This window comes from Streptosporangiales bacterium, assembly GCA_009379825.1.
Taxonomy (GTDB): Bacteria; Actinomycetota; Actinomycetes; order Streptosporangiales; family WHST01; genus WHST01.
Window position 1 is genome coordinate 15866 of record WHTA01000058.1, and the last position, 21211, is coordinate 37076.

Consider the following 21211-nt stretch of genomic DNA (forward strand, 5'->3'; position numbering starts at 1 on the left):
GCGCGGATGAAGACGACGGGTGCGTTGGTCAAGCTGGTCGCGTTCGCCGTGGTGACCGTGCTCGCGACCGCCCTGCTCGCGACGACCATCTCCAACGCGTCGTTCACCGCGGCGAAGGAGTACAGCGCCGTCTTCAGCGACGTCACCGGCGTGCTCGAGGGCGACGACGTGCGGATCGCCGGTGTCCGCGTCGGCGAGGTGCAGGACGTCGAGGTGCACGACAAGACCAAGGCCAAGGTCACGTTCACCGTCGCCGAGCAGCGGCGGCTGCCGGAGAGCACCCAGGTCGCCATCAGGTGGCGGAACCTGATCGGGCAGCGCTATCTCGCGCTGAGCGAGGGCGCAGGTTCGAACGCGACCCTGGCCGAGGGCGGCACCATCCCGATCAGCCAGACCGCCCCCGCGCTCGACCTGGACCTGTTGTTCAACGGGTTCAAGCCGCTCTTCCAGGCACTCGACGGCAAGCAGGTCAACAAGCTCGCCGGGGAGATCGTCCAGACGCTGCAGGGTGAGGCGGGCAGCATCAACAGCCTGCTGTCGCACACCGCGTCGTTGACCAACCACCTGGCCGACAGGGACAAGCTGATCGGCGATCTCATCGACAACCTGAACGCCGTGCTGACCAACCTGCACAAACACAACAACCAGCTCAACGGGCTGCTGATCCAGCTGCAGCGCTTCATCAGCGGGCTGTCCGGCGACCGGAACGCGATCCTCGGCTCGCTGTCGAGCATCAACACCCTGACGGCGAAGACCGGCGGGCTGGTGAAGGACATCCGTCCTTCCGTACGTGAGGACGTCAAGCAGCTCGGCAAGGTGAGCAAGACACTCGACGCCAACCAGAAGACCCTCGACAAGACGCTGGAGGAGCTCCCGATCAGGGCGGACAGGCTGGGCCGCACGGGGAGCTACGGATCCTGGTTCAACTTCTTCCTCTGCGACTTCGACGGCAAGGTCGTGCTGCCCGGCGGCAAGTCGATGACGCCGACCTTCCACTCCGACGAAGCGAGGTGCGCCGAGTGAAGCCGTTCCGGGAGATGAACCCGGTGTCGATCGGCGCGATCGGCATCGCCGTCATCCTGTGCCTGCTGCTCGCGGCGTTCAACATCGAGAGCGTGCCGTTGGTCGGCGGTGGCCGCACGTTCCAGGCCGCGTTCACCGAGGCCGGCGGGCTGAAGGTGGACGACGAGGTGCGGGTCGCCGGGGTGCGGGTCGGCAAGGTGGAGAAGCTCGGCCTCGAGGGCAAGCGGGTCGTGGTCGACTTCCGGGTGGAGGAGGACGACGTCTGGCTCGGGAACAGGACCGGCGCCGCCATCAAGATCAAGACCGCGCTGGGTGAGAAGTACCTGGCGCTGATGCCCAGAGGCAGCGAGCCGCTCGGCGAGGACACCAGGATCCCCTCCTCGCGCACGCTCGCGCCTTACGACGTGGTCGAGGCGTTCAGCGGGCTGACCGAGACCGTGCAGAAGATCGACAGCAAACGGCTCGCGCTCGCGTTCGACACGCTGTCCGCCACGTTCGCCGACTCGCCGGCCGAGGTGAAGGCGTCGCTGCGTGGGCTCACCCGGCTGTCGCAGACGGTCTCGTCGCGCGACGCGAAGCTGCGGGGGCTGTTGAAGAGCTCCCGCGGCGTGACGAAGGTGCTCGCGGACCGCAACGAAGACCTCACCAAGCTGATGCGCGACGGCTCGAAGCTGTTCCGCGCGGTGCAGAAGCGCCGTGCGGTGATCCACCAGCTGCTGGTCAACTCGGTGGCCCTGTCCACGCAGCTCACGGGCCTCGTCGATGAGAACCGTAAGCAGCTGAAGTCCGCGTTGAAACACCTCGCCAGGGTGGTGGCGCTGCTGCAGCGCAACCAGAACAACCTGGACAAGAGCATCAAGTCGCTGGCGACGTTCGTACGGCTGTTCGGCAACGTCGTCGGCACCGGCCGCTGGTTCGACGCCTACATCCAGAACCTAGTCCCGTTACCGCCGAGCATCTCGCTGCCCAAGACGGCGGCAGGCGGCAAGGGGGGTGGCAGTTGATGAGCGCGCTCGCGAACGTCTTCGCGCCCCACCGCGTGCTGCGGTTCGGCGTCCTGGTGCTGATCGCCGCAGTGGTGCTCGGCGGTGCCGGCATCGTGGTCGCGCGCACCGGGCAGCAGCAGGCGTCGGCGTCGTTCCCCCGTACCGTCGGCCTCTACGAGGGGTCGGACGTCCGGATCCTCGGCGTCAAGGTCGGCGAGGTCAAGGAGATCACGCCGCAGGGTGACTCGGTGCGGGTCGACTTCGAGTACGACGACAAGTACAAGGTGCCCGCCAAGGCGAAGGCCCTGGTGGTGGCGCCGAGCCTGGTCAGCGACCGGTACCTGCAGCTGGCGCCGGTCTACGATGGCGGGCCGACGCTGCCCGACGGCGCGTCGATCCCGCGTTCGCGCACCGCGGTGCCCGTCGAGCTCGGCGAGATCTACTCGTCGCTGGACGACCTGAACACCGCACTCGGCCCGGAGGGGGCGAACGAGGACGGTTCGCTCTCCCGGCTGCTCAAGGTCGGCTCGGACAACCTGGGCGGTGGCACCGGCGCGGACCTCAAGACGACCATCGAGGAGTCGTCGAAGGCGCTGCGCACCCTGAACCGCGGCAGCGGCGACCTCTACGGCACGATACGCAACCTCTCCAAGTTCACGACCGCGCTGAAGAAGAACGACGCCGCCGTCGCCGAGTTCAACAAGGACCTCGCCGGCGTCGCCACCCAGCTCGACGGGGAGAAGGAGGAGCTCGCCGCGGCCCTGAAGAACCTCGGTATCGCGCTGGGCAAGGTCAACGCCTTCGTCAAGGAGAACAAGAAGGGGCTGAAGAAGAACATCGACGGGTTGGCCGAGGTGACCAGTGTGCTCACCAAGCAGCAGAAGGCGCTGCGGGAGTTCCTCGACGGTGCGCCCGTCGCCCTGTCGAACCTGCAGCTGGCGTACAACCCCAACTACGGCACCCTCGACAACCGCAACAACTTCCGGCAGGTCAACGACCCCGCCATGTACCTCTGCTCGCTGTTGATCTCGCTGCACGTGCCGCAGAAGCAGTGCGACCTGGTGAAGGAAGCGTTCGACCAGGTGAGCAGCCGGCTGCCCGACGACAGCAACCTGAGCATGGATCCGCGTCAGCGCACCGCGGCCGAGCCGGTCGGCCGGCCGGACAAGACGCTGGGCGGCATCCTCGGGAAGCAGCAGCCATGACAGTGCCGCCCGTCGACCTCCCGCGCTCCGCTCCTCGCTCAGCTGCGGCGGTCTGGCGCGTGCCGGGTCGCGTTCTCGCTGCGATGCTCACGCGGGAGGCCTCCTCATGACATCGCACACCGCCGACCGCAGCCGCGCCGCCGCCCCGGTGGCGCGGGCGGTCGCCGCCTGCCTCGCGGTCGTCATGCTGCTCACCGGCTGCAAGTTCGGCGGCGTGCACGACCTGCCGCTGCCCGGTGGCGCGGACACCGGGAAGGACCCGTACACCATTGAGGTGGAGTTCCTCGACGTGCTCGACCTGGTGCCGAGGTCGGCGGTGAAGGTCGGCGACGTCGCCGTCGGGCAGGTCACCGAGGTGCGGCTGGACGGCTGGCACGCGCGCGTGACCGTAGAGCTGCAGCGGACGGTGCGGCTGCCGGACAACGCCAGAGCCGCGGTGCAGCAGACCAGCCTGCTCGGGGAGAAGTACGTGCAGCTGGCGGAGCCGACGACGGAACAGGCCAGGGGACGGCTGGCCGACGGCGACCTCATCCCGCTGTCGCGCACGCAGCGCGCCGCCGAGGTGGAAGAGGTGCTGTCCGCGCTGGCCATGCTGCTCAACGGCGGCGGGCTGCCGCAGCTGCGCACCATCAACAAGGAGCTGAACGCCGCCCTGTCCGGCCGCGAGGACAAGGTGAAGAGCGTCATCAAGGAGCTCGACACCTTCGTCGGCGGGCTGGACGAGCAGAAGGACAACATCGACAAGGCGCTGCGCAACATCGACAAGCTGTCGCGGCAGCTGAAGAAGCAGCAGCCCACCATCAACACCACGCTGCGGCGGATGCCGCCCGCACTGAAGATCCTCACCGACCAGCGCAAGGACCTGGTCGTCCTGCTCAAGGAGCTGTCGAAGCTGGGCAAGGTCGGCACCCGGGTGATCAACGCGTCCAGGGACGACACCATCGCGAACCTGAAGGCGCTGCGGCCGATCCTGACCAAGCTGGCCGAGGCGGGCACGGACCTGCCGAACGCGCTGGCGATGATGTTGACGTACCCGTTCCCGCCCAACGCGGCCGACGCCGCGATCGGTGACTACACGAACCTGCACCTGACGGCCGACCTGAACCTCGCGCAGATCCTGCAGGTCGTGGGCGACGGTGGCCCCGCGCCGCCGCCGGACCTCGAGCAGCTCGACGAGCTGCTCGAGCAGGTGAACAACCAGACCCAGGGGCCGCGGCCGGACGGCCTGCTGCCCAGCGGCATGGTGCCGCCGTCCGACGGGGACGGCGGCAAGGCGGGCTCGACGCCGACTCCTTCGTCGTCGGGGAAAGCGGAGAACGACGACCTGCTCCGGCTGCTCCTCGGCGGTGTGGGAGGTGGTGGCTGATGATCTGCCGCGCGAAGGAGCTCGGCGTGGGAGGAGGCGGTCGCGCATGATCAGGCGCTCGGTGAAGCTGCAGCTGATCGCGTTCCTGGCCATCACGCTGCTCGGCGTCAGCTACGTCGGCGCGAACTACGTCGGTCTGACCGACCAGTTCTCCAACCGCAACTACACGATCACCGTCGAGCTCGCCGAGGCCGGCGGGATCTTCGAGAACGCCGAGGTCACGTACCGCGGCGTCACGGTGGGGAAGGTCGAGAAGGTACAGCTGGCCGAGGACGGCGAAGGCGTCCGTACGACGTTGCGGCTGCAGCGCGACACCCCGGTACCGGACGACGCGCGGGCCGCCGTCGAGGAGCGGTCCGCGGTCGGCGAGCAGTACATCGACCTGCAGCCGAGCCGCCGCGGCGGCCCGTACCTGGACGAGGGCAGCGTGATCCCGAAGAGCCGCACCCGGCTGCCGCTGTCATCCACCCAGCTGCTGCTGAACCTGGACAAGCTGGTGAACTCGGTCGACCACGACGACCTGTCCACGGTGATCACCGAGCTGGACGCGGCGTTCGCCGACACCGGCCCCGCACTGCAGTCGCTGATCGACAACGGCAACGCGTTCATCGGTGCGTCCACGGAGAACATCGGCCCGACGACCAAGCTGATCGAGGACGGCCGCATCGTCCTCGACACGCAGCTGGACAGCGCGGACTCGATCCGCACGTTCAGCAAGCGGCTGGCGTCGTTCGCCGAGCAGTTCGACGAGAGCGATCCGGACCTGCGCAGGCTCATCGACAACGGCCGGGTGTCGGCGCCCGAGCTGAGCTCGCTGCTGCGCAGCATCGACCCGACCATCGGCACGTTGCTCGGCAACCTGGTCACCATCGGCGGTATCTCCGCGGTGCGGCTGCCCGGCTTCGAGCAGATCCTCGTGATGTACCCGGACGTCGTGGCCGGCGGGTTCACGGTGACCGCGGACGGCACCTCGCACGTCGGGCTGGTGATGCAGGAGACCCCGCCGCCGTGCACCCGCGGGTACGAGTCGACGAAGATGCGGTACCCGCAGCAGACGAGCCGGGAGCACGCGAACCACCAGGCCAGATGCAAGGAACCGCCGTCGAGCAAGACGAACGTACGCGGTGTGCAGAACGCGCCGAAACCGACCGGGCAGGAACCGAGGGACCCCGGCCGGTCGGGTCCGAAGGACGGCGGCACCGAGGCCGGCATGTACCGTTACGACGCGTCGACCGGCCAGATGACCGGGCCGGCCGGCGGTCCGGTGCGCGTGAGTTCTGCGGGAGGCCAGCAGATGTTCGGCGACGACTCGTGGAAGTGGCTGCTGCTGCGGCCACTCGGTAAGTGAGGCCGATGGCGGTCAAGAAGGACCAGTCGCGTTCCGCCCGGCGGCGTGCGGCGTCGGCCGCGGCCGCGGCCGGCCGCAGGCCGGGCGGCGGTACCGCGCGGGGCAGCAACCGCGGCGGCGAGCACCCGCCGCTCTACTACGTCCACCTGCTCGTGCCGCTGTGCGCCGCGGTCGTGCTGCTGGCCGTCACGGCGGTCGTCGGCGTCCAGCTGGCGCGGTCGGTCAGCGCGGTCGACGCGGACGAGCAGGAGCGGGAGCTGGTGCTGAGCGCGGCCAGGCAGCAGGCGCTGAACTTCACCACGATCGGCTACCGCACCGTCGACAAGGACATCGACCGGGTGATCGACGGCGCGACCGGCGACTTCAAGGCGAGCTACAAGCAGAACCGTGACACCATCGAGAAGACCGTCACGAAGAACAAGTCGACGTCCAAGGGGGAGGTGCGCAGCGCCGGCGTGAAGAACCTGGACAGCGACTCGGCCACCGTCCTCGTCGTGGTGGACGCCTCGGTGACCAACACCAGCTACAAGAAGCCGCGCATGCAGCACTACCGGATGCAGTTCGACCTGGCGAAGCTCCGTAACGGCAAGTGGCTGGTCTCCGGCGTGGAGTTCGTGGGCTGATGGTCGTGCACAGGTTGCGGAATGCCGACGCCGAGCTGCGCCGCAGGCCGACCGCACTTACCGCGCTGGTCGTCGTGGTGGCGTTGACGCTGCTGCTGTGCGGCGGCGGGCTGGTCTGGACGAGCCAGCGGACCCCGTCGAAGGCCGAGCTCGACGAGATCCGCAGCCAGGCGCTGGACGCCGGTCGGTCGAGCGCCGAGGTGCTGCTCTCGTACGACCACAGGACCCTGAAGAAGGACTTCCGTGCCGGCCGTCGCGTCGCGACCGGCAAGTTCCTCAGCGAGTACCGGAAGACGACGGAGAAGTCCGTCCGCCGCAGCGCGGAGAAGAACAAGGTCACGGTGACCGCCGAGGTGGTCAGCGCCGCAGTGGTCACCGCCACCCCGGACCGGGTCGTCCTGCTGCTCTACGTCAACCAGAACACCGTGAGCGTCCTGGTGAAGGACGGCCGGATCGACCAGAACCGGGTCCAGATGACCATGGTCCCCGTCGACGACGACTGGCGCGTAGCCAAACTCAACTCGATGTAGCCCCTCGGCTCACCCGCCCGCGCGGGGGCGGGCGGGTGGGGGCATCACGATGCCGTCACGAAAGTTGCGCGGCGCTCGGTGGGCCAGTGCTAATCGGGCGGCTGGTGGCGGGTCGGCGCGGGGCGCGCCGGAGGCGCCGCGGCGGTGATCACGGAAGGCGGTGATCAGCGACGCAACGGCGGTAGTTTCCAGGATTGGCGGGCAATATGTCCACTGATGTCCGTTTTTCGTGTTGTGAAGTGCTTGACTCGCCGTCGCAGAGGAGAGATGCTGCGGGGGACGTGATAAGTGCATGGGAGAGCACTCGACAGCAGTGACCGCTCCGGTTACACTGGCTATTTGCGCTGCCCTCTGACGTCCCATTTCCCCGGTGGGCGTAGGCCGCGTGCGGAGATCACCGCGAGCCAGTGGAAGGAAGCCTGTTGGCCGCCTCGCGTAACACGTCGAACAGCAAGCCCAACGTTCCTAGTCGAGTCTCCTTTGCCCGGTTGCACGAGCCTTTGGATATCCCGAACCTGCTCGATGTGCAGGTGGAGTCCTTCGACTGGCTCGCCGGCACGCCCAGCTGGAAGGAGCGGGTAGCCGAGGCCGAAGCCGTAGGAGACCAGAGCGTCTCTCGTCAGTCCGGCCTCGAAGAGGTCTTCGAGGAGATCAGTCCGATCGAGGACTTCTCCGGAGCCATGTCCCTGTCGTTCCGCGACCACCGGTTCGAGCCGCCGAAGTACTCGGTGGACGAGTGCAAGGACAAGGACATCACCTACTCGGCTCCGCTGTTCGTCACGGCGGAGTTCGTCAACAACACCACTGGCGAGATCAAGAGCCAGACGGTGTTCATGGGCGATTTCCCGCTCATGACGCCGATGGGCACCTTCGTGATCAACGGCACCGAGCGGGTGGTCGTCTCGCAGCTCGTCCGGTCGCCCGGTGTCTACTTCGAGAAGAGCATCGACAAGACGTCCGACCGCGACGTCTTCACCGCCAAGATCATCCCGTCCCGCGGCGCGTGGCTGGAGTTCGAGGTGGACAAGCGCGACACGGTCGGCGTCCGCATCGACCGCAAGCGCAAGCAGAACGTCACCGTGCTGCTCAAGGCGCTGGGCTGGGACGAGGCCAAGATCCTCGAGCGGTTCGGCGACTACGAGTCGATCCGCAACACCCTGGAGAAGGACCACACCACCGGCCAGGACGACGCGCTGCTCGACATCTACCGCAAGCTGCGCCCGGGTGAGCCGCCGACGCGGGAGTCCGCGCAGACGCTGCTCGAGAACCTCTACTTCAACCCGAAGCGCTACGACCTGGCGAAGGTCGGCCGCTACAAGGTCAACAAGAAGGTCGGCCTCGAGCTGCAGATGGCCCAGGGCACGCTCACCGAGGACGACATCGTCGCGACCATCGACTACCTCATCCGGCTGCACGCCGGCGAGGCCGAGGCGGTGATCAACGACAACGACGTGCTGATCGAGGTCGACGACATCGACCACTTCGGCAACCGGCGCGTGCGTACGGTCGGCGAGCTGATCCAGAACCAGGTGCGGCTCGGGCTGTCCCGGATGGAGCGCGTGGTCAGGGAGCGGATGACCACCCAGGACGTCGAGGCCATCACGCCCCAGACGTTGATCAACATCCGGCCGGTCGTGGCCTCCATCAGGGAGTTCTTCGGCACCAGCCAGCTGTCCCAGTTCATGGACCAGAACAACCCGCTGGCCGGGCTGACGCACAAGCGCCGGCTGTCGGCGCTCGGCCCCGGCGGTCTGTCCCGTGACCGCGCCGGCATGGAAGTGCGTGATGTGCACCCGTCGCACTACGGCCGGATGTGCCCGGTGGAGACGCCTGAGGGCCCGAACATCGGCCTGATCGGCTACATGTCCACCTACGGCCGGGTGAACGCGTTCGGCTTCCTGGAGACGCCGTACCGCAAGGTGGCCGACGGCAAGGTGACCGACGACGTCGCGTACCTGACCGCCGACGAGGAGGACCGGTTCGTCATCGCCCAGGCCAACGCGCCGCTGGACGACGAGGGCCGCTTCACCGAGGAGCGGGTGCTGGTCAGGCGGAAGGCCGGGGAGATCGACTACGTGCCGGCGGCCGTCGTCGACTACATGGACGTCTCGCCGCGGCAGATGGTCTCCGTCGCGACCGCCCACATCCCGTTCCTCGAGCACGACGACACCAACCGTGCGCTGATGGGCGCGAACATGCAGCGGCAGGCCGTGCCGTTGATCCGTCCCGAGTCGCCGCTGGTCGGCACCGGCATGGAGTACCGGGCGGCCGTCGACGCCGGCGACGTGATCGTCGCGGAGGAGAGCGGTCTGGTGGAGGACGCGTCCGCGGACACCATCACCGTGCGCGCCGACGACGACAACCGCCGCACCTACCGGCTGGCCAAGTTCCGCCGCTCGAACCAGGGCACCTGCGTCAACCAGCGGCCGCTGGTCAACGAGGGTCAGCGGGTGGAGCGAGGCGAGGTGCTCGCCGACGGTCCGTCCACCGACACCGGTGAACTGGCGCTCGGCCGGAACCTGATGGTGGCATTCATGTCCTGGGAAGGACACAACTACGAGGACGCCATCGTCATCAGCCAGCGGCTGGTGCAGGACGACGTGCTCTCGTCGATCCACATCGAGGAGCACGAGGTCGACGCCCGCGACACCAAGCTGGGGCCGGAGGAGATCACCAGGGACATCCCGAACGTCTCCGAGGAGATGCTCGCCGACCTCGACGAGCGCGGCATCATCCGCATCGGCGCCGAGGTGACCAACGGCGACATCCTGGTCGGCAAGGTCACCCCGAAGGGTGAGACCGAGCTGACGCCGGAGGAGCGGCTGCTGCGGGCGATCTTCGGCGAGAAGGCGCGCGAGGTGCGCGACACGTCGCTGAAGGTGCCGCACGGCGAGACCGGCACCGTCATCGGTGTCCGGGTCTTCCACCGCGACGACGGCGACGAGCTGCCGCCGGGCGTGAACGAGCTGGTCCGGGTGTACGTCGCGCAGAAGCGCAAGATCACCGCGGGCGACAAGCTGGCCGGCCGGCACGGCAACAAGGGCGTCATCGCGAAGATTCTGCCGATGGAGGACATGCCGTTCCTCCCCGACGGCACCCCGGTCGACATCGTGCTGAACCCGCTCGGTGTGCCGAGCCGGATGAACGTCGGCCAGGTGCTCGAGATGCACCTCGGCTGGATCGCCAAGTCCGGTTGGAAGGTCGCCGGCGACGAGGAGGCGTGGCAGCAGCACCTCAAGGCCATCGGCGCCGACGAGGGCTCTCCCGGGCAGAACGTGGCCACGCCGGTCTTCGACGGTGCCCGCGAGGCGGAGCTCGCCGGCCTGCTCGGGTCGACGCTGCCGAACCGCGACGGCGAGCAGATGGTGCAGCCGGACGGCAAGGCGCTGCTGTTCGACGGCCGTAGTGGTGAGCCGCTGGACGACCCGATCGCCGTCGGTTACATGTACGTCCTGAAGCTGGCACACATGGTCGACGACAAGATCCACGCGCGGTCGACCGGCCCGTACTCGATGATCACCCAGCAGCCGCTCGGTGGTAAGGCGCAGTTCGGTGGCCAGCGCTTCGGTGAGATGGAGGTCTGGGCGCTCGAGGCCTACGGCGCTTCGTACGCCCTGCAGGAGCTGCTCACCATCAAGTCCGACGACATTCTCGGCCGGGTGAAGGTCTACGAGGCCATCGTCAAGGGCGAGAACATCCCCGAACCCGGCATCCCTGAGTCGTTCAAGGTGCTGGTCAAGGAGATGCAGGCGCTGTGCCTGAACGTCGAGGTGCTCTCCAGCGACGGCGTGGCCGTGGAGATGAAGGAGACCGACGAAGACGTCTTCCGCGCGGCGGAAGAGCTCGGCATCGACCTGTCCAAGCGGGAGCCGAGCAGCGTCGAAGAGGTATAAGGAGCCGAATCGGCCGCCGGGGTGGCTCCCGGCGGCCAGACAACAAACCTGCCGACCTCATAGATCCAGAAAGAAGGCACGAGGGTCTTGCTGGACGTCAACTTCTTCGACGAGCTCCGTATCGGCCTGGCGACCGCGGACGACATCCGTCAGTGGTCCAACGGCGAGGTGAAGAAGCCGGAGACCATCAACTACCGCACGCTGAAGCCGGAGAAGGACGGGCTCTTCTGCGAGAAGATCTTCGGTCCGACCCGCGACTGGGAGTGCTATTGCGGTAAGTACAAGCGGGTCAGGTTCAAGGGCATCATCTGCGAGCGCTGCGGCGTCGAGGTCACCCGGTCCAAGGTGCGCAGGGAGCGGATGGGCCACATCGAGCTGGCCGCGCCGGTCACGCACATCTGGTACTTCAAGGGTGTGCCGAGCCGGCTCGGGTACCTCCTCGACCTGGCGCCGAAGGACCTGGAGAAGGTCATCTACTTCGCCGCTTACATGATCACCTCGGTCGACGAGGAGGCCAGGACGCGCGACCTGTCCTCGCTCGAGGCCAACATCAGCGTGGAGAAGCAGCAGCTCGAGCAGCGCCGCGACGCCGACCTCGAGGTCCGCGCGAAGAAGCTCGAGGAGGACCTCGGCCAGCTCGAGGCCGAGGGCGCGAAGAGCGACGCGCGCCGCAAGGTCAAGGAGGGCGCCGAGCGCGAGATGCGGCAGATCCGCGAGCGCGCGCAGCGTGAGATCGACCGCCTCGAGGAGGTCTTCACCAGGTTCAAGAACCTGCAGGTGCAGGACCTGGAGGGTGACGAGCTGCTCTACCGCGAGATGCGGGACCGGTTCGGCATGTACTTCCGCGGCGGCATGGGCGCGGCGGCCATCCAGGAGCGGCTGCAGCACTTCGACCTCGACGGTGAGGCGGAGCGGCTGCGCGAGATCATCCGTTCCGGCAAGGGCCAGAAGAAGGCCCGCGCGCTGAAGCGGCTGAAGGTCGTGTCCGCGTTCCTGAACACGAGGAACAGCCCGCTCGGCATGGTCCTCGACTGCGTGCCTGTGATCCCGCCCGAGCTGCGGCCGATGGTCCAGCTCGACGGTGGCCGGTTCGCGACCAGCGACCTGAACGACCTCTACCGCCGGGTGATCAACAGGAACAACCGGCTGAAGCGGCTGCTCGACCTCGGCGCGCCCGAGATCATCGTGAACAACGAGAAGCGGATGCTGCAGGAGTCCGTGGACGCGCTGTTCGACAACGGCCGCCGCGGCCGTCCGGTCACGGGTCCTGGCAACCGTCCGCTGAAGTCGCTGTCCGACATGCTCAAGGGCAAGCAGGGCCGGTTCCGCCAGAACCTGCTCGGTAAGCGCGTCGACTACTCCGGCCGTTCGGTCATCGTGGTCGGTCCGCAGCTCAAGCTGCACCAGTGCGGTCTGCCCAAGGGCATGGCGATCGAGCTGTTCAAGCCGTTCGTGATGAAGCGGCTGGTCGACCTGAACCACGCGCAGAACATCAAGAGCGCGAAGCGGATGGTCGAGCGTGCCCGTCCCGTCGTGTGGGACGTGCTCGAAGAGGTCATCACCGAGCACCCGGTGCTGCTCAACCGTGCGCCGACACTGCACAGGCTGGGCATCCAGGCGTTCGAGCCGCAGCTGATCGAGGGCAAGGCCATCCAGATCCACCCGTTGGTCTGTGCGGCCTACAACGCCGACTTCGACGGTGACCAGATGGCGGTGCACCTGCCGCTGTCCGCCGAGGCCCAGGCCGAGGCGCGGATCCTCATGCTGTCGACGAACAACATCCTCAAGCCGGCGGACGGGCGTCCGGTCACCATGCCGTCGCACGACATGGTCATCGGTGCGTACGTGCTGACTGCCGGGCTCGACGACGTGCCGGGCGAGGGGCGGGCGTTCAGCTCGATCGGCGAGGCGACGATGGCGTTCGACCGCGGCGAGATCGCGCTGCAGTCGAAGATCAAGCTCCGCTTCCCCTCGGTCACGCCGCCTGAGGGCTACGAGACGCCGGAGGGCTGGGAGCCGGGGCAGCCGCTGACCCTGGAGACCACCATCGGCCGTGCGTTCTTCAACGAGGCGCTGCCCGCCGGCTACCCGTACATCAACGACGAGGTCGGCAAGAAGCAGCTGGGCCAGATCGTGAACCACCTCGCGGAGAGCTACAGCAAGATCGAGGTGGCGAACGCGCTGGACGCGCTCAAGGACATCGGCTTCCACTGGGCGACCAGGTCGGGCATCACCATCTCCATGGACGACATCGTCGTGCCGGCGACCAAGGCCGGCATCATGGAGCGCTACGAGGAGATGGCCGACAAGGTCCAGAAGCAGTTCGAGCGCGGTCTGATCACCGACGACGAGCGCCGGCAGGAGCTCATCGAGATCTGGACCAAGGCGTCCGCCGAGGTCGCGACCGAGGTGGAGACGAGCTTCCCGAAGCTCAACCCCATCTTCATGATGGTGAACTCGGGTGCTCGCGGGAACATGATGCAGGTGCGGCAGATCACCGGTATGCGTGGTCTGGTCGCAAACCCGAAGGGTGAGATCATCCCGCGGCCGATCAAGGCCAGCTACCGCGAGGGGCTGTCCGTGGTCGAGTTCTTCATCTCCACCCACGGTGCGCGCAAGGGTCTCGCCGACACCGCGCTGCGTACCGCGGACTCCGGCTACCTCACCAGGCGCCTGGTGGACGTCTCGCAGGACGTCATCATCCGCGAGGAGGACTGCGACACCGACCGGGGCATCACGTACCAGATCGCGGAGCGCCTCTCCGACGGCACGCTGGTCGTGGCGGAGAGCGTGGAGTCGAACGCCTACGCGCGCAACCTGGCCAACGACGTGGAGGTCGACGGCAAGGTCATCGCGACGGCCGGCACCGACCTGGGCGACCGGGTCATCCAGGAGCTGGTCGCCGCGGGTGTGGAGCAGGTGAAGGCGCGCAGCATCCTCACCTGCGACGCGCGTAGCGGCCTCTGCGCCCAGTGCTACGGCAGGTCGCTGGCCACCGGCGAGCTCGTCGACATCGGCGAGGCGGTCGGCATCATCGCGGCGCAGTCCATCGGTGAGCCCGGTACGCAGCTGACCATGCGTACCTTCCACACCGGTGGTGTCGCGGGTGACGACATCACGCACGGTCTGCCCCGTGTGGTCGAGCTCTTCGAGGCGCGCACGCCGAAGGGCGTCGCGCCGATCACCGAGGTCGACGGCCGGGCGCGGATCGACGAGACCGACAAGGCGCGGCGCATCGTCATCACGCCGGACGACGGCTCGGAGGAGATCGCCTACCCGGTCTCCAAGCGGGCCAGGATGCTGGTGCAGGACGACGACCGCGTGACCGTCGGGCAGAAGCTCGTCGTGGGTACCGTCAACCCGTCCGAGGTCCTGCGGGTGCTCGGGCCGCGTGCGGTGCAGATGCACCTCGTCGACGAGGTGCAGGAGGTGTACCGGTCGCAGGGTGTCGCGATCCACGACAAGCACATCGAGATCATCGTCCGCCAGATGCTCAAGCGGGTGAACATCCTCGAGTCCGGTGACACGGACCTGCTCTCCGGTGACCTCGTCGAGCGGCCGAAGTTCGAGGAGACCAACCGGCGGGTGGTCGCGGAAGGCGGTACCCCGGCGTCGGCGCGCCCGGTGCTCATGGGGATCACCAAGGCGTCGCTGGCCACCGAGTCGTGGCTGTCCGCGGCGTCCTTCCAGGAGACCACCAGGGTGCTCACCGAGGCGGCCATCCACGCGAAGAGCGACCCGCTGCTTGGCTTGAAGGAGAACGTCATCATCGGCAAGCTCATCCCGGCCGGTACCGGTACCCAGCGGTACCTGAACGTCCGGGTGGAGCCGACCGAGGAGGCGAAGGCCCAGATGTACTCGATCACGTCGTTCGGCGACGCCGAGTACGGTATCCCTCTCGAGCCTTACGACTTGGGCGAGTACGAAGCGCGGTGACAGCTGGCCGCGGCGGTAGCGACAAGCGAACGGAGACAGCTCCATGACGGATCAGGGCGGCTACCCGCCCCCACCGGGGGACGAGCCCGAGGGACAGCAGCAGGAGGGACAGGAGCCGGCGCCGCCGCTGCCTGGCGACCAGCCGCCACCACAGCCGCCGACGGTCTTCGGTGGCTCGATCGCCGAGGCGATGGGCGATGCCGGATCCGGTGAGGAGCCGGAGGGGACGACCCAACCCGGCGGCCAGCAGCCGCCGGCCGCGTCGCCGTACGGCCAGGGCCAGTCTCCGTACGGTCAGCAGGACCAGGGGCAGGGCCAGCCGCCGTACGGCGGCGGTGCCCAGCCGCCCTACGGTCAGCAGCAGGGCCAGGGTCAGCCGTCGTACGGCCAGGGCCAGTCGCCCTACGGTCAGCAGGAGCAGGGCCAGTCCCCGTACGGTGCCGGCGCGCAGTCGCCGTACGGCCAGGGCCAGTCCCCGTACGGTCAGCAGGGCCAGCCGCAGTACGGTCAGCAGGACCAGGGGCAGGGCCAGCCGCAGTACGGTCAGCCGAGCACGCCGGCGTACGACCCGCCGCCCGCGGCGGGCCAGGACTACGGCGCCTCGGCCGGCTACGGCGCGACCGGTGGCTACTCCGACCCGAGCCAGCAGGCTGGGTACGGCCGGCAGGCCTACGGTCAGCAGGCGTCCGACCCGAGCCAGCAGGCCTACGGCCAAGCCGGATACGGCCAGCAGGCAGGGTACGGCCAGCAGGCAGGGTACGGGCAGCAGGCGTACGGCCAGCCGGTGCCGTACGGGCAGCAGCAGGCCGGGTACTACGGTGCCGCCGCCGGTGGCAGCCAGGAGACGAACGGTCTCGCCATCGGGGCGCTGATCTGCGGTATCGCCAGCCTGGTGGTCTGCTTCCTGAACATCCCGCTCGGCGTGGCCGGCGCGATCATGGGCTTCATCAGCAAGAACAAGATCGACGAGTCCGGCGGCGCACTCGGCGGCCGGGGCATGGCGCTGGCCGGCATCATCACCGGCATCATCGGTGCTGCCGGTGGGCTGCTCGGCCTCATCTTCTGGATCATCGGGATGGCGTCGGCGTAGTCGAGCCGGCGTGACCTCAGCCGCGGTGCGCCCTCACGGTCGTTCAGTCGACCGGGCGGGCGCACCGCGGTGTCAGGTCCACTCGAGCCCCTGCTCGGGCGGGCCGTCGCGGTACCTACCCCGATTTGGAGCCGCCGAGCCGGGGTAGTAGTCTTGGTCCTCGTGCCTGGGGTTTTATGCCAGGCACGATGCTTCGCGGAAGACCTCACGGTTACCCGCGAGCGTCCATTCGATCCCACCTCGACTTCTGTCGGTCGGGGCAGGTAACTGGGCGACACGCCCGACCGCGGGGGTCGGAGACCCGGGTCATCCCGAGGCTCAGCGGAGCGTGGTGCTCCGCGGGGTGGGTGCCCGGTGCAGCAGACCACTACCGAAGCTACAGGAGACGTCGGTTGCCCACGATTCAGCAGCTGGTCCGGAAGGGCCGCAAGGAGAAGGTCGCCAAGACCAAGACTCCGGCGCTCAAGGGAAGCCCGCAGCGCCGTGGGGTATGCACGCGCGTCTTCACCACGACTCCGAAGAAGCCGAACTCGGCGCTGCGCAAGGTTGCGCGTGTCCGGCTGACGCACGGTGTGGAGGTCACTGCGTACATCCCGGGGGTCGGGCACAACCTGCAGGAGCACTCGATCGTGCTCGTGCGCGGTGGCCGAGTGCGTGACCTCCCCGGCGTCCGCTACAAGATCGTCCGCGGTCCGCTGGACACCCAGGGCGTTCGCAACCGCAAGCAGGCGCGTAGCCGCTATGGCGCGAAGAGGGAGAAGTAGTCCATGCCACGCAAGGGACCCGCGCCCCGTCGTCCGGCGATGGTCGACCCGGTGTACAGCTCGCCGCTGGTGACCCAGCTGGTGAACAAGGTGCTGCTTTCCGGCAAGCGGTCGACCTCGCAGCACATCGTCTACGGCGCCCTGGAGAACGTCGGCGAGAAGAGCGGCAACGACCCGGTCGTGACGCTGAAGCGCGCGCTCGACAACGTCAAGCCGGCGATCGAGGTGAAGAGCCGCCGCGTCGGCGGTGCGACCTACCAGGTACCGGTCGAGGTCCGGCCGCAGCGCAGCACCACGCTCGCGCTCCGCTGGCTGGTGCGGTTCGCCAGGGCCCGCCGTGAGAAGACCATGACGGAGCGGCTCGCCGCCGAGATCATCGACGCGAGCAACGGCCTCGGCGCGAGCGTCAAGCGCCGCGAGGACACCCACAGAATGGCCGAGGCCAACAAGGCGTTCGCCCACTACCGCTGGTAACGCCGACTACTGAGCTAACGAAGAGGAACGAAGAGCCACCGTGGCTATCGACGTCAAGACCGACCTCGCCAGGGTCCGCAACATCGGGATCATGGCGCATATCGATGCGGGCAAGACCACGACGACCGAGCGCATCCTGTACTACACCGGCGTGAACTACAAGCTGGGTGAGGTGCACGAGGGCGCCGCGACGATGGACTGGATGGCGCAGGAGCAGGAGCGCGGCATCACCATCACGTCGGCCGCCACCACGGCGAGCTGGCGGGACCACACGGTCAACATCATCGACACCCCGGGGCACGTCGACTTCACCGTCGAGGTGGAGCGGTCGCTGCGGGTCCTCGACGGTGCGGTCGCCGTGTTCGACGGGGTCGCCGGCGTCGAGCCGCAGTCGGAGACGGTGTGGCGGCAGGCGGACAAGTACCACGTGCCGCGCCTGTGCTTCGTGAACAAGATGGACCGGGTCGGTGCGGAGTTCCACCGCTGCGTCGAGATGATCGTGAGCCGGCTCAACGCCAACCCGCTGGTCATCCAGCTGCCGTGGGGCACCGAGGCCGACTTCCGCGGCGTCATCGACCTGGTGCAGATGCGCGGCCTGCTCTGGCAGGGCGACGGCAAGGGCGAGAAGTACGACATCGTCTCGATCCCGGACGACCACGCCGAGGCGGCGCGCCACTGGCGCGACAAGCTCGTCGAGACGCTCGCCGAGAACGACGACGAGATCATGGAGCTGTACCTCGAGGGCGAGGAGCCGGACGAGGAGCAGCTGCGCACGGCCATCCGCCGCGCGACCGTCGGCGCGAAGCTCACCCCCGTTCTGTGCGGTACCGCTTTCAAGAACAAGGGTGTGCAGCCGCTGCTCGACGCGGTCGTCGACTACCTGCCGAGCCCCGTCGAGGTGGGCGTCGTGCACGGGCACGAGGCCAAGGACGAGGACCCGGCGCCGCTGACCAGGGAGCCGTCCGACGACGAGCCGATGTCGGCGCTGGCGTTCAAGGTGATGAGCGACCAGCACCTCGGCAAGCTCACCTACGTGCGGGTCTACTCCGGCCGGCTCACCGCCGGAGGCCAGGTGACCAACGCCACCAAGGGCCGCAAGGAGCGGATCGGCAAGATCTACCGGATGCACGCCAACCACCGCGAGGAGATCAGCTCCATCGGAGCCGGTTTCATCGCCGCGGTGCAGGGGCTGAAGCAGACCAGCACCGGTGACACGCTGTGCGACCCGAACGACCCGATCGTCCTCGAGTCGATGCAGTTCCCCGCGCCGGTGATCTCGGTCGCCATCGAGCCGAACTCGAAGGCCGACCAGGACAAGCTGGCCACGGCGATCCAGCGGCTGGCCGACGAGGACCCGACGTTCCAGGTTCGTACCGACGAGGAGACCGGCCAGACGGTGATCTCCGGCATGGGCGAGCTGCACCTGGACGTGCTCGTCGACCGGATGAAGCGTGAGTTCCGGGTCGCCGCCAGCGTCGGCAAGCCGCAGGTGGCGTACCGCGAGACGATCCGCAACAAGGTCGCCGGGGTCGCCTACACCCACAAGAAGCAGACCGGCGGTGCCGGCCAGTTCGCCAAGGTGGTCGTGGACATCGAGCCCACCGGCGGCGGCGACGGCGGCTACGAGTTCGTCAACAGCATCACCGGTGGCCGGATCCCGAAGGAGTACATCCCCTCCGTCGACGCCGGCTGCCAGGAGGCGATGGAGTTCGGCGTGCTCGCCGGTTACCCACTCGTCGACCTCAAGATCACGCTCCAGGACGGTGCGTACCACGAGGTCGACTCGTCCGAGCTCGCGTTCAAGATCGCGGGTTCCATGGTGCTCAAGGAGGCCGCTCGCAAGGCGCAGCCGGTGCTCCTCGAGCCGATGATGAAGGTCGAGGTCACGACGCCCGAGGACTACATGGGCGACGTGATCGGTGACCTCAACTCGCGCCGTGGCCAAGTCGAGGCCATGGAGGAGCGGACAGGGAACCGCGTCATCACGGCGCTGGTCCCGCTGTCCGAGATGTTCGGCTACGTCGGAGACCTGCGGAGCAAGACGCAGGGTCGGGCGAGCTACAGCATGGAGTTCGGCTCGTACGCCGAGGTTCCGCGGAACGTCGCCGACGAGATCGTGCAGAAGGTACGCGGCGAGTAGCCGCGGTCAACGTCCAACGCGTATACCGAGAGGCCCACGAGGAGTTAGCAGTGGCGAAGGCGAAGTTCGAGCGGACGAAGCCGCACGTCAACATCGGGACCATTGGTCACATCGACCATGGCAAGACGACGCTGACCGCGGCGATTACCAAGGTCCTGCATGACAAGCAGCCGGATCTGAACCCGTACCAGCCCTTCGACGAGATCGACAAGGCGCCGGAGGAGAAAGAGCGCGGCATCACGATCTCGATCGCGCACGTCGAGTACCAGACCGACAAGCGGCACTACGCGCACGTCGACTGCCCTGGTCACGCGGACTACATCAAGAACATGATCACCGGCGCCGCGCAGATGGATGGCGCGATCCTGGTGGTCTCCGCGGCCGACGGCCCGATGCCGCAGACCAAGGAGCACGTGCTGCTCGCCCGTCAGGTCGGTGTGCCCTACATCGTCGTGGCGCTGAACAAGGCCGACATGGTCGACGACGAGGAGATCCTCGAGCTCGTCGAGCTGGAGGTCCGCGAGCTGCTGACCAACAACGAGTTCCCCGGCGACGACCTGCCGGTCGTGCGGGTCTCGGCGCTGAAGGCGCTCGAGGGGGACGAAGAGTGGTCGAACGCGATCATGGAGCTGCTCTCGGCGTGCGACGAGAACATCCCCGAGCCGCAGCGTGACATCGACAAGCCGCTGCTGATGCCGGTGGAGGACGTCTTCACCATCACCGGTCGCGGCACCGTGGTCACCGGCCGGATCGAGCGCGGCAAGGTGAACACCGGTGAGGAGATCGAGCTCAGCGGTATCAGGGAGAAGCCGATCAAGACCACCTGCACCGGTGTCGAGATGTTCCGCAAGATCCTCGACGAGGGTCACGCGGGCGACAACGTCGGTCTGCTTCTTCGCGGCACCAAGCGCGAAGAGGTCCAGCGCGGCATGGTCGTCAGCAAGCCGGGCTCGATCACCCCGCACACGGAGTTCGAGGGTCAGGTCTACGTCCTGTCGAAGGACGAGGGCGGGCGGCACACGCCGTTCTTCAACAACTACCGCCCCCAGTTCTACTTCCGGACCACGGACGTGACCGGCGAGATCCAGCTCGAAGAGGGCACCGAGATGGTCATGCCCGGCGACAACACCACCATGCAGGTGAAGCTGATTCAGCCGATCGCCATGGAGGAGGGCCTGCAGTTCGCCATCCGCGAGGGTGGCCGCACCGTGGGCGCCGGCCGGGTCATCAAGATCCACAAGTAGGACGAACGCGCGAGGCACGGCGGTGGGTCGGAAACCCTCCGGGGTTTCCGACCCCGTGCCGCGTCATAAGAGCTCTACCAAGACTGTCGGCAAGCGGCACGGATGAAGTGAGGAACCGAGGCCACCATGGCGGGACAGAAGATCCGCATTCGGCTCAAGGCCTATGACCACGAGGTCATCGACAACTCGGCGCGCAAGATCGTCGACACTGTGACGCGCACCGGCGCACGCGTCGCCGGGCCGGTGCCGTTGCCGACGGAGAAGAACAGGTTCTGCGTGATCCGTTCGCCGCACAAGTACAAGGACTCGCGGGAGCACTTCGAGTTGCGTACGCACAAGCGGCTCATCGACATCCTCGACCCCACGCCGAAGACGGTCGACTCGCTGATGCGGCTCGACCTGCCGGCTGGCGTCGACATCGAGATCAAGCTGTAGGGAATTCGCGACATGGCTAAATCAGTCAAGGGTGTGGCTGCGCTGCCGAGAAGGTCGGCATGCCAGCTGCAGTCGATGCATGCCGCAACGGGTAGCGAGACCGGCGGGGTTGAGGCGCTATGAGCAAATCAGTCAAGGGTGTGGCTGCGCTGCC

At 67.6% G+C, this 21211-nt stretch carries 15 protein-coding genes; all 15 read left to right on the forward strand.

The window, feature by feature from the left end:
- Positions 1–6: 6 nt before the first annotated feature.
- The 15 genes from GEV07_22660 (at position 7) to rpsJ (ending at position 21057) form a co-directional block, all read left to right on the forward strand.
- On the forward strand, positions 7–1023 hold the full coding sequence (locus GEV07_22660) for an MCE family protein (protein ID MQA05403.1): 1017 nt from the start codon (positions 7–9) through the stop codon (positions 1021–1023).
- The gene (locus GEV07_22665; protein MQA05404.1) at positions 1020–2027 is read left to right on the forward strand and encodes an MCE family protein; all 1008 of its coding nucleotides are present in this window, start codon (positions 1020–1022) and stop codon (positions 2025–2027) included. The genes GEV07_22660 and GEV07_22665 overlap by 4 nt, the downstream gene beginning before the upstream one ends.
- On the forward strand, positions 2027–3214 hold the full coding sequence (locus GEV07_22670; GenBank protein ID MQA05405.1) for an MCE family protein: 1188 nt from the start codon (positions 2027–2029) through the stop codon (positions 3212–3214). Before GEV07_22665 ends, GEV07_22670 begins: the two co-directional genes overlap by 1 nt.
- Positions 3215–3320: 106 nt before the next feature.
- Complete coding sequence (locus GEV07_22675; protein MQA05406.1) at positions 3321–4580, forward strand: MCE family protein; 1260 nt, start codon at positions 3321–3323, stop codon at positions 4578–4580.
- A gap of 46 nt (positions 4581–4626) precedes the next feature.
- Complete coding sequence (locus GEV07_22680) at positions 4627–5928, forward strand: MCE family protein (GenBank protein MQA05407.1); 1302 nt, start codon at positions 4627–4629, stop codon at positions 5926–5928.
- Between the two features lie 5 nt (positions 5929–5933).
- Entirely contained in the window at positions 5934–6551 is a 618-nt protein-coding gene (locus GEV07_22685) for a hypothetical protein (GenBank protein ID MQA05408.1), read from the forward strand.
- Complete coding sequence (locus tag GEV07_22690) at positions 6551–7081, forward strand: hypothetical protein (protein ID MQA05409.1); 531 nt, start codon at positions 6551–6553, stop codon at positions 7079–7081. Before GEV07_22685 ends, GEV07_22690 begins: the two co-directional genes overlap by 1 nt.
- A 422-nt stretch (positions 7082–7503) precedes the next feature.
- On the forward strand, positions 7504–10974 hold the full coding sequence (gene rpoB / locus GEV07_22695) for a DNA-directed RNA polymerase subunit beta (GenBank protein MQA05410.1): 3471 nt from the start codon (positions 7504–7506) through the stop codon (positions 10972–10974).
- Between the two features lie 87 nt (positions 10975–11061).
- The gene (locus GEV07_22700; GenBank protein MQA05411.1) at positions 11062–14910 is read left to right on the forward strand and encodes a DNA-directed RNA polymerase subunit beta'; all 3849 of its coding nucleotides are present in this window, start codon (positions 11062–11064) and stop codon (positions 14908–14910) included.
- Positions 14911–14953: 43 nt separating this feature from the next.
- Positions 14954–16000, forward strand: coding sequence for a DUF4190 domain-containing protein (locus GEV07_22705; GenBank protein ID MQA05412.1), 1047 nt, complete (start codon positions 14954–14956; stop codon positions 15998–16000).
- A 392-nt stretch (positions 16001–16392) separates the two neighbouring features.
- The gene (locus tag GEV07_22710; GenBank protein ID MQA05413.1) at positions 16393–16764 is read left to right on the forward strand and encodes a 30S ribosomal protein S12; all 372 of its coding nucleotides are present in this window, start codon (positions 16393–16395) and stop codon (positions 16762–16764) included.
- A 3-nt stretch (positions 16765–16767) separates the two neighbouring features.
- Complete coding sequence (gene rpsG / locus GEV07_22715) at positions 16768–17238, forward strand: 30S ribosomal protein S7 (protein ID MQA05414.1); 471 nt, start codon at positions 16768–16770, stop codon at positions 17236–17238.
- 40 nt (positions 17239–17278) lie between these two features.
- Positions 17279–19378: an elongation factor G gene (gene fusA / locus GEV07_22720; protein ID MQA05415.1), complete on the forward strand. Its 2100-nt coding sequence runs from the start codon at positions 17279–17281 to the stop codon at positions 19376–19378.
- Positions 19379–19428: 50 nt separating this feature from the next.
- A complete protein-coding gene (tuf, locus tag GEV07_22725; protein ID MQA05416.1) occupies positions 19429–20622 on the forward strand; it encodes an elongation factor Tu in 1194 nt (397 codons plus the stop codon).
- 126 nt (positions 20623–20748) lie between these two features.
- The gene (gene rpsJ / locus GEV07_22730; GenBank protein MQA05417.1) at positions 20749–21057 is read left to right on the forward strand and encodes a 30S ribosomal protein S10; all 309 of its coding nucleotides are present in this window, start codon (positions 20749–20751) and stop codon (positions 21055–21057) included.
- Positions 21058–21211 lie beyond the last annotated feature (154 nt).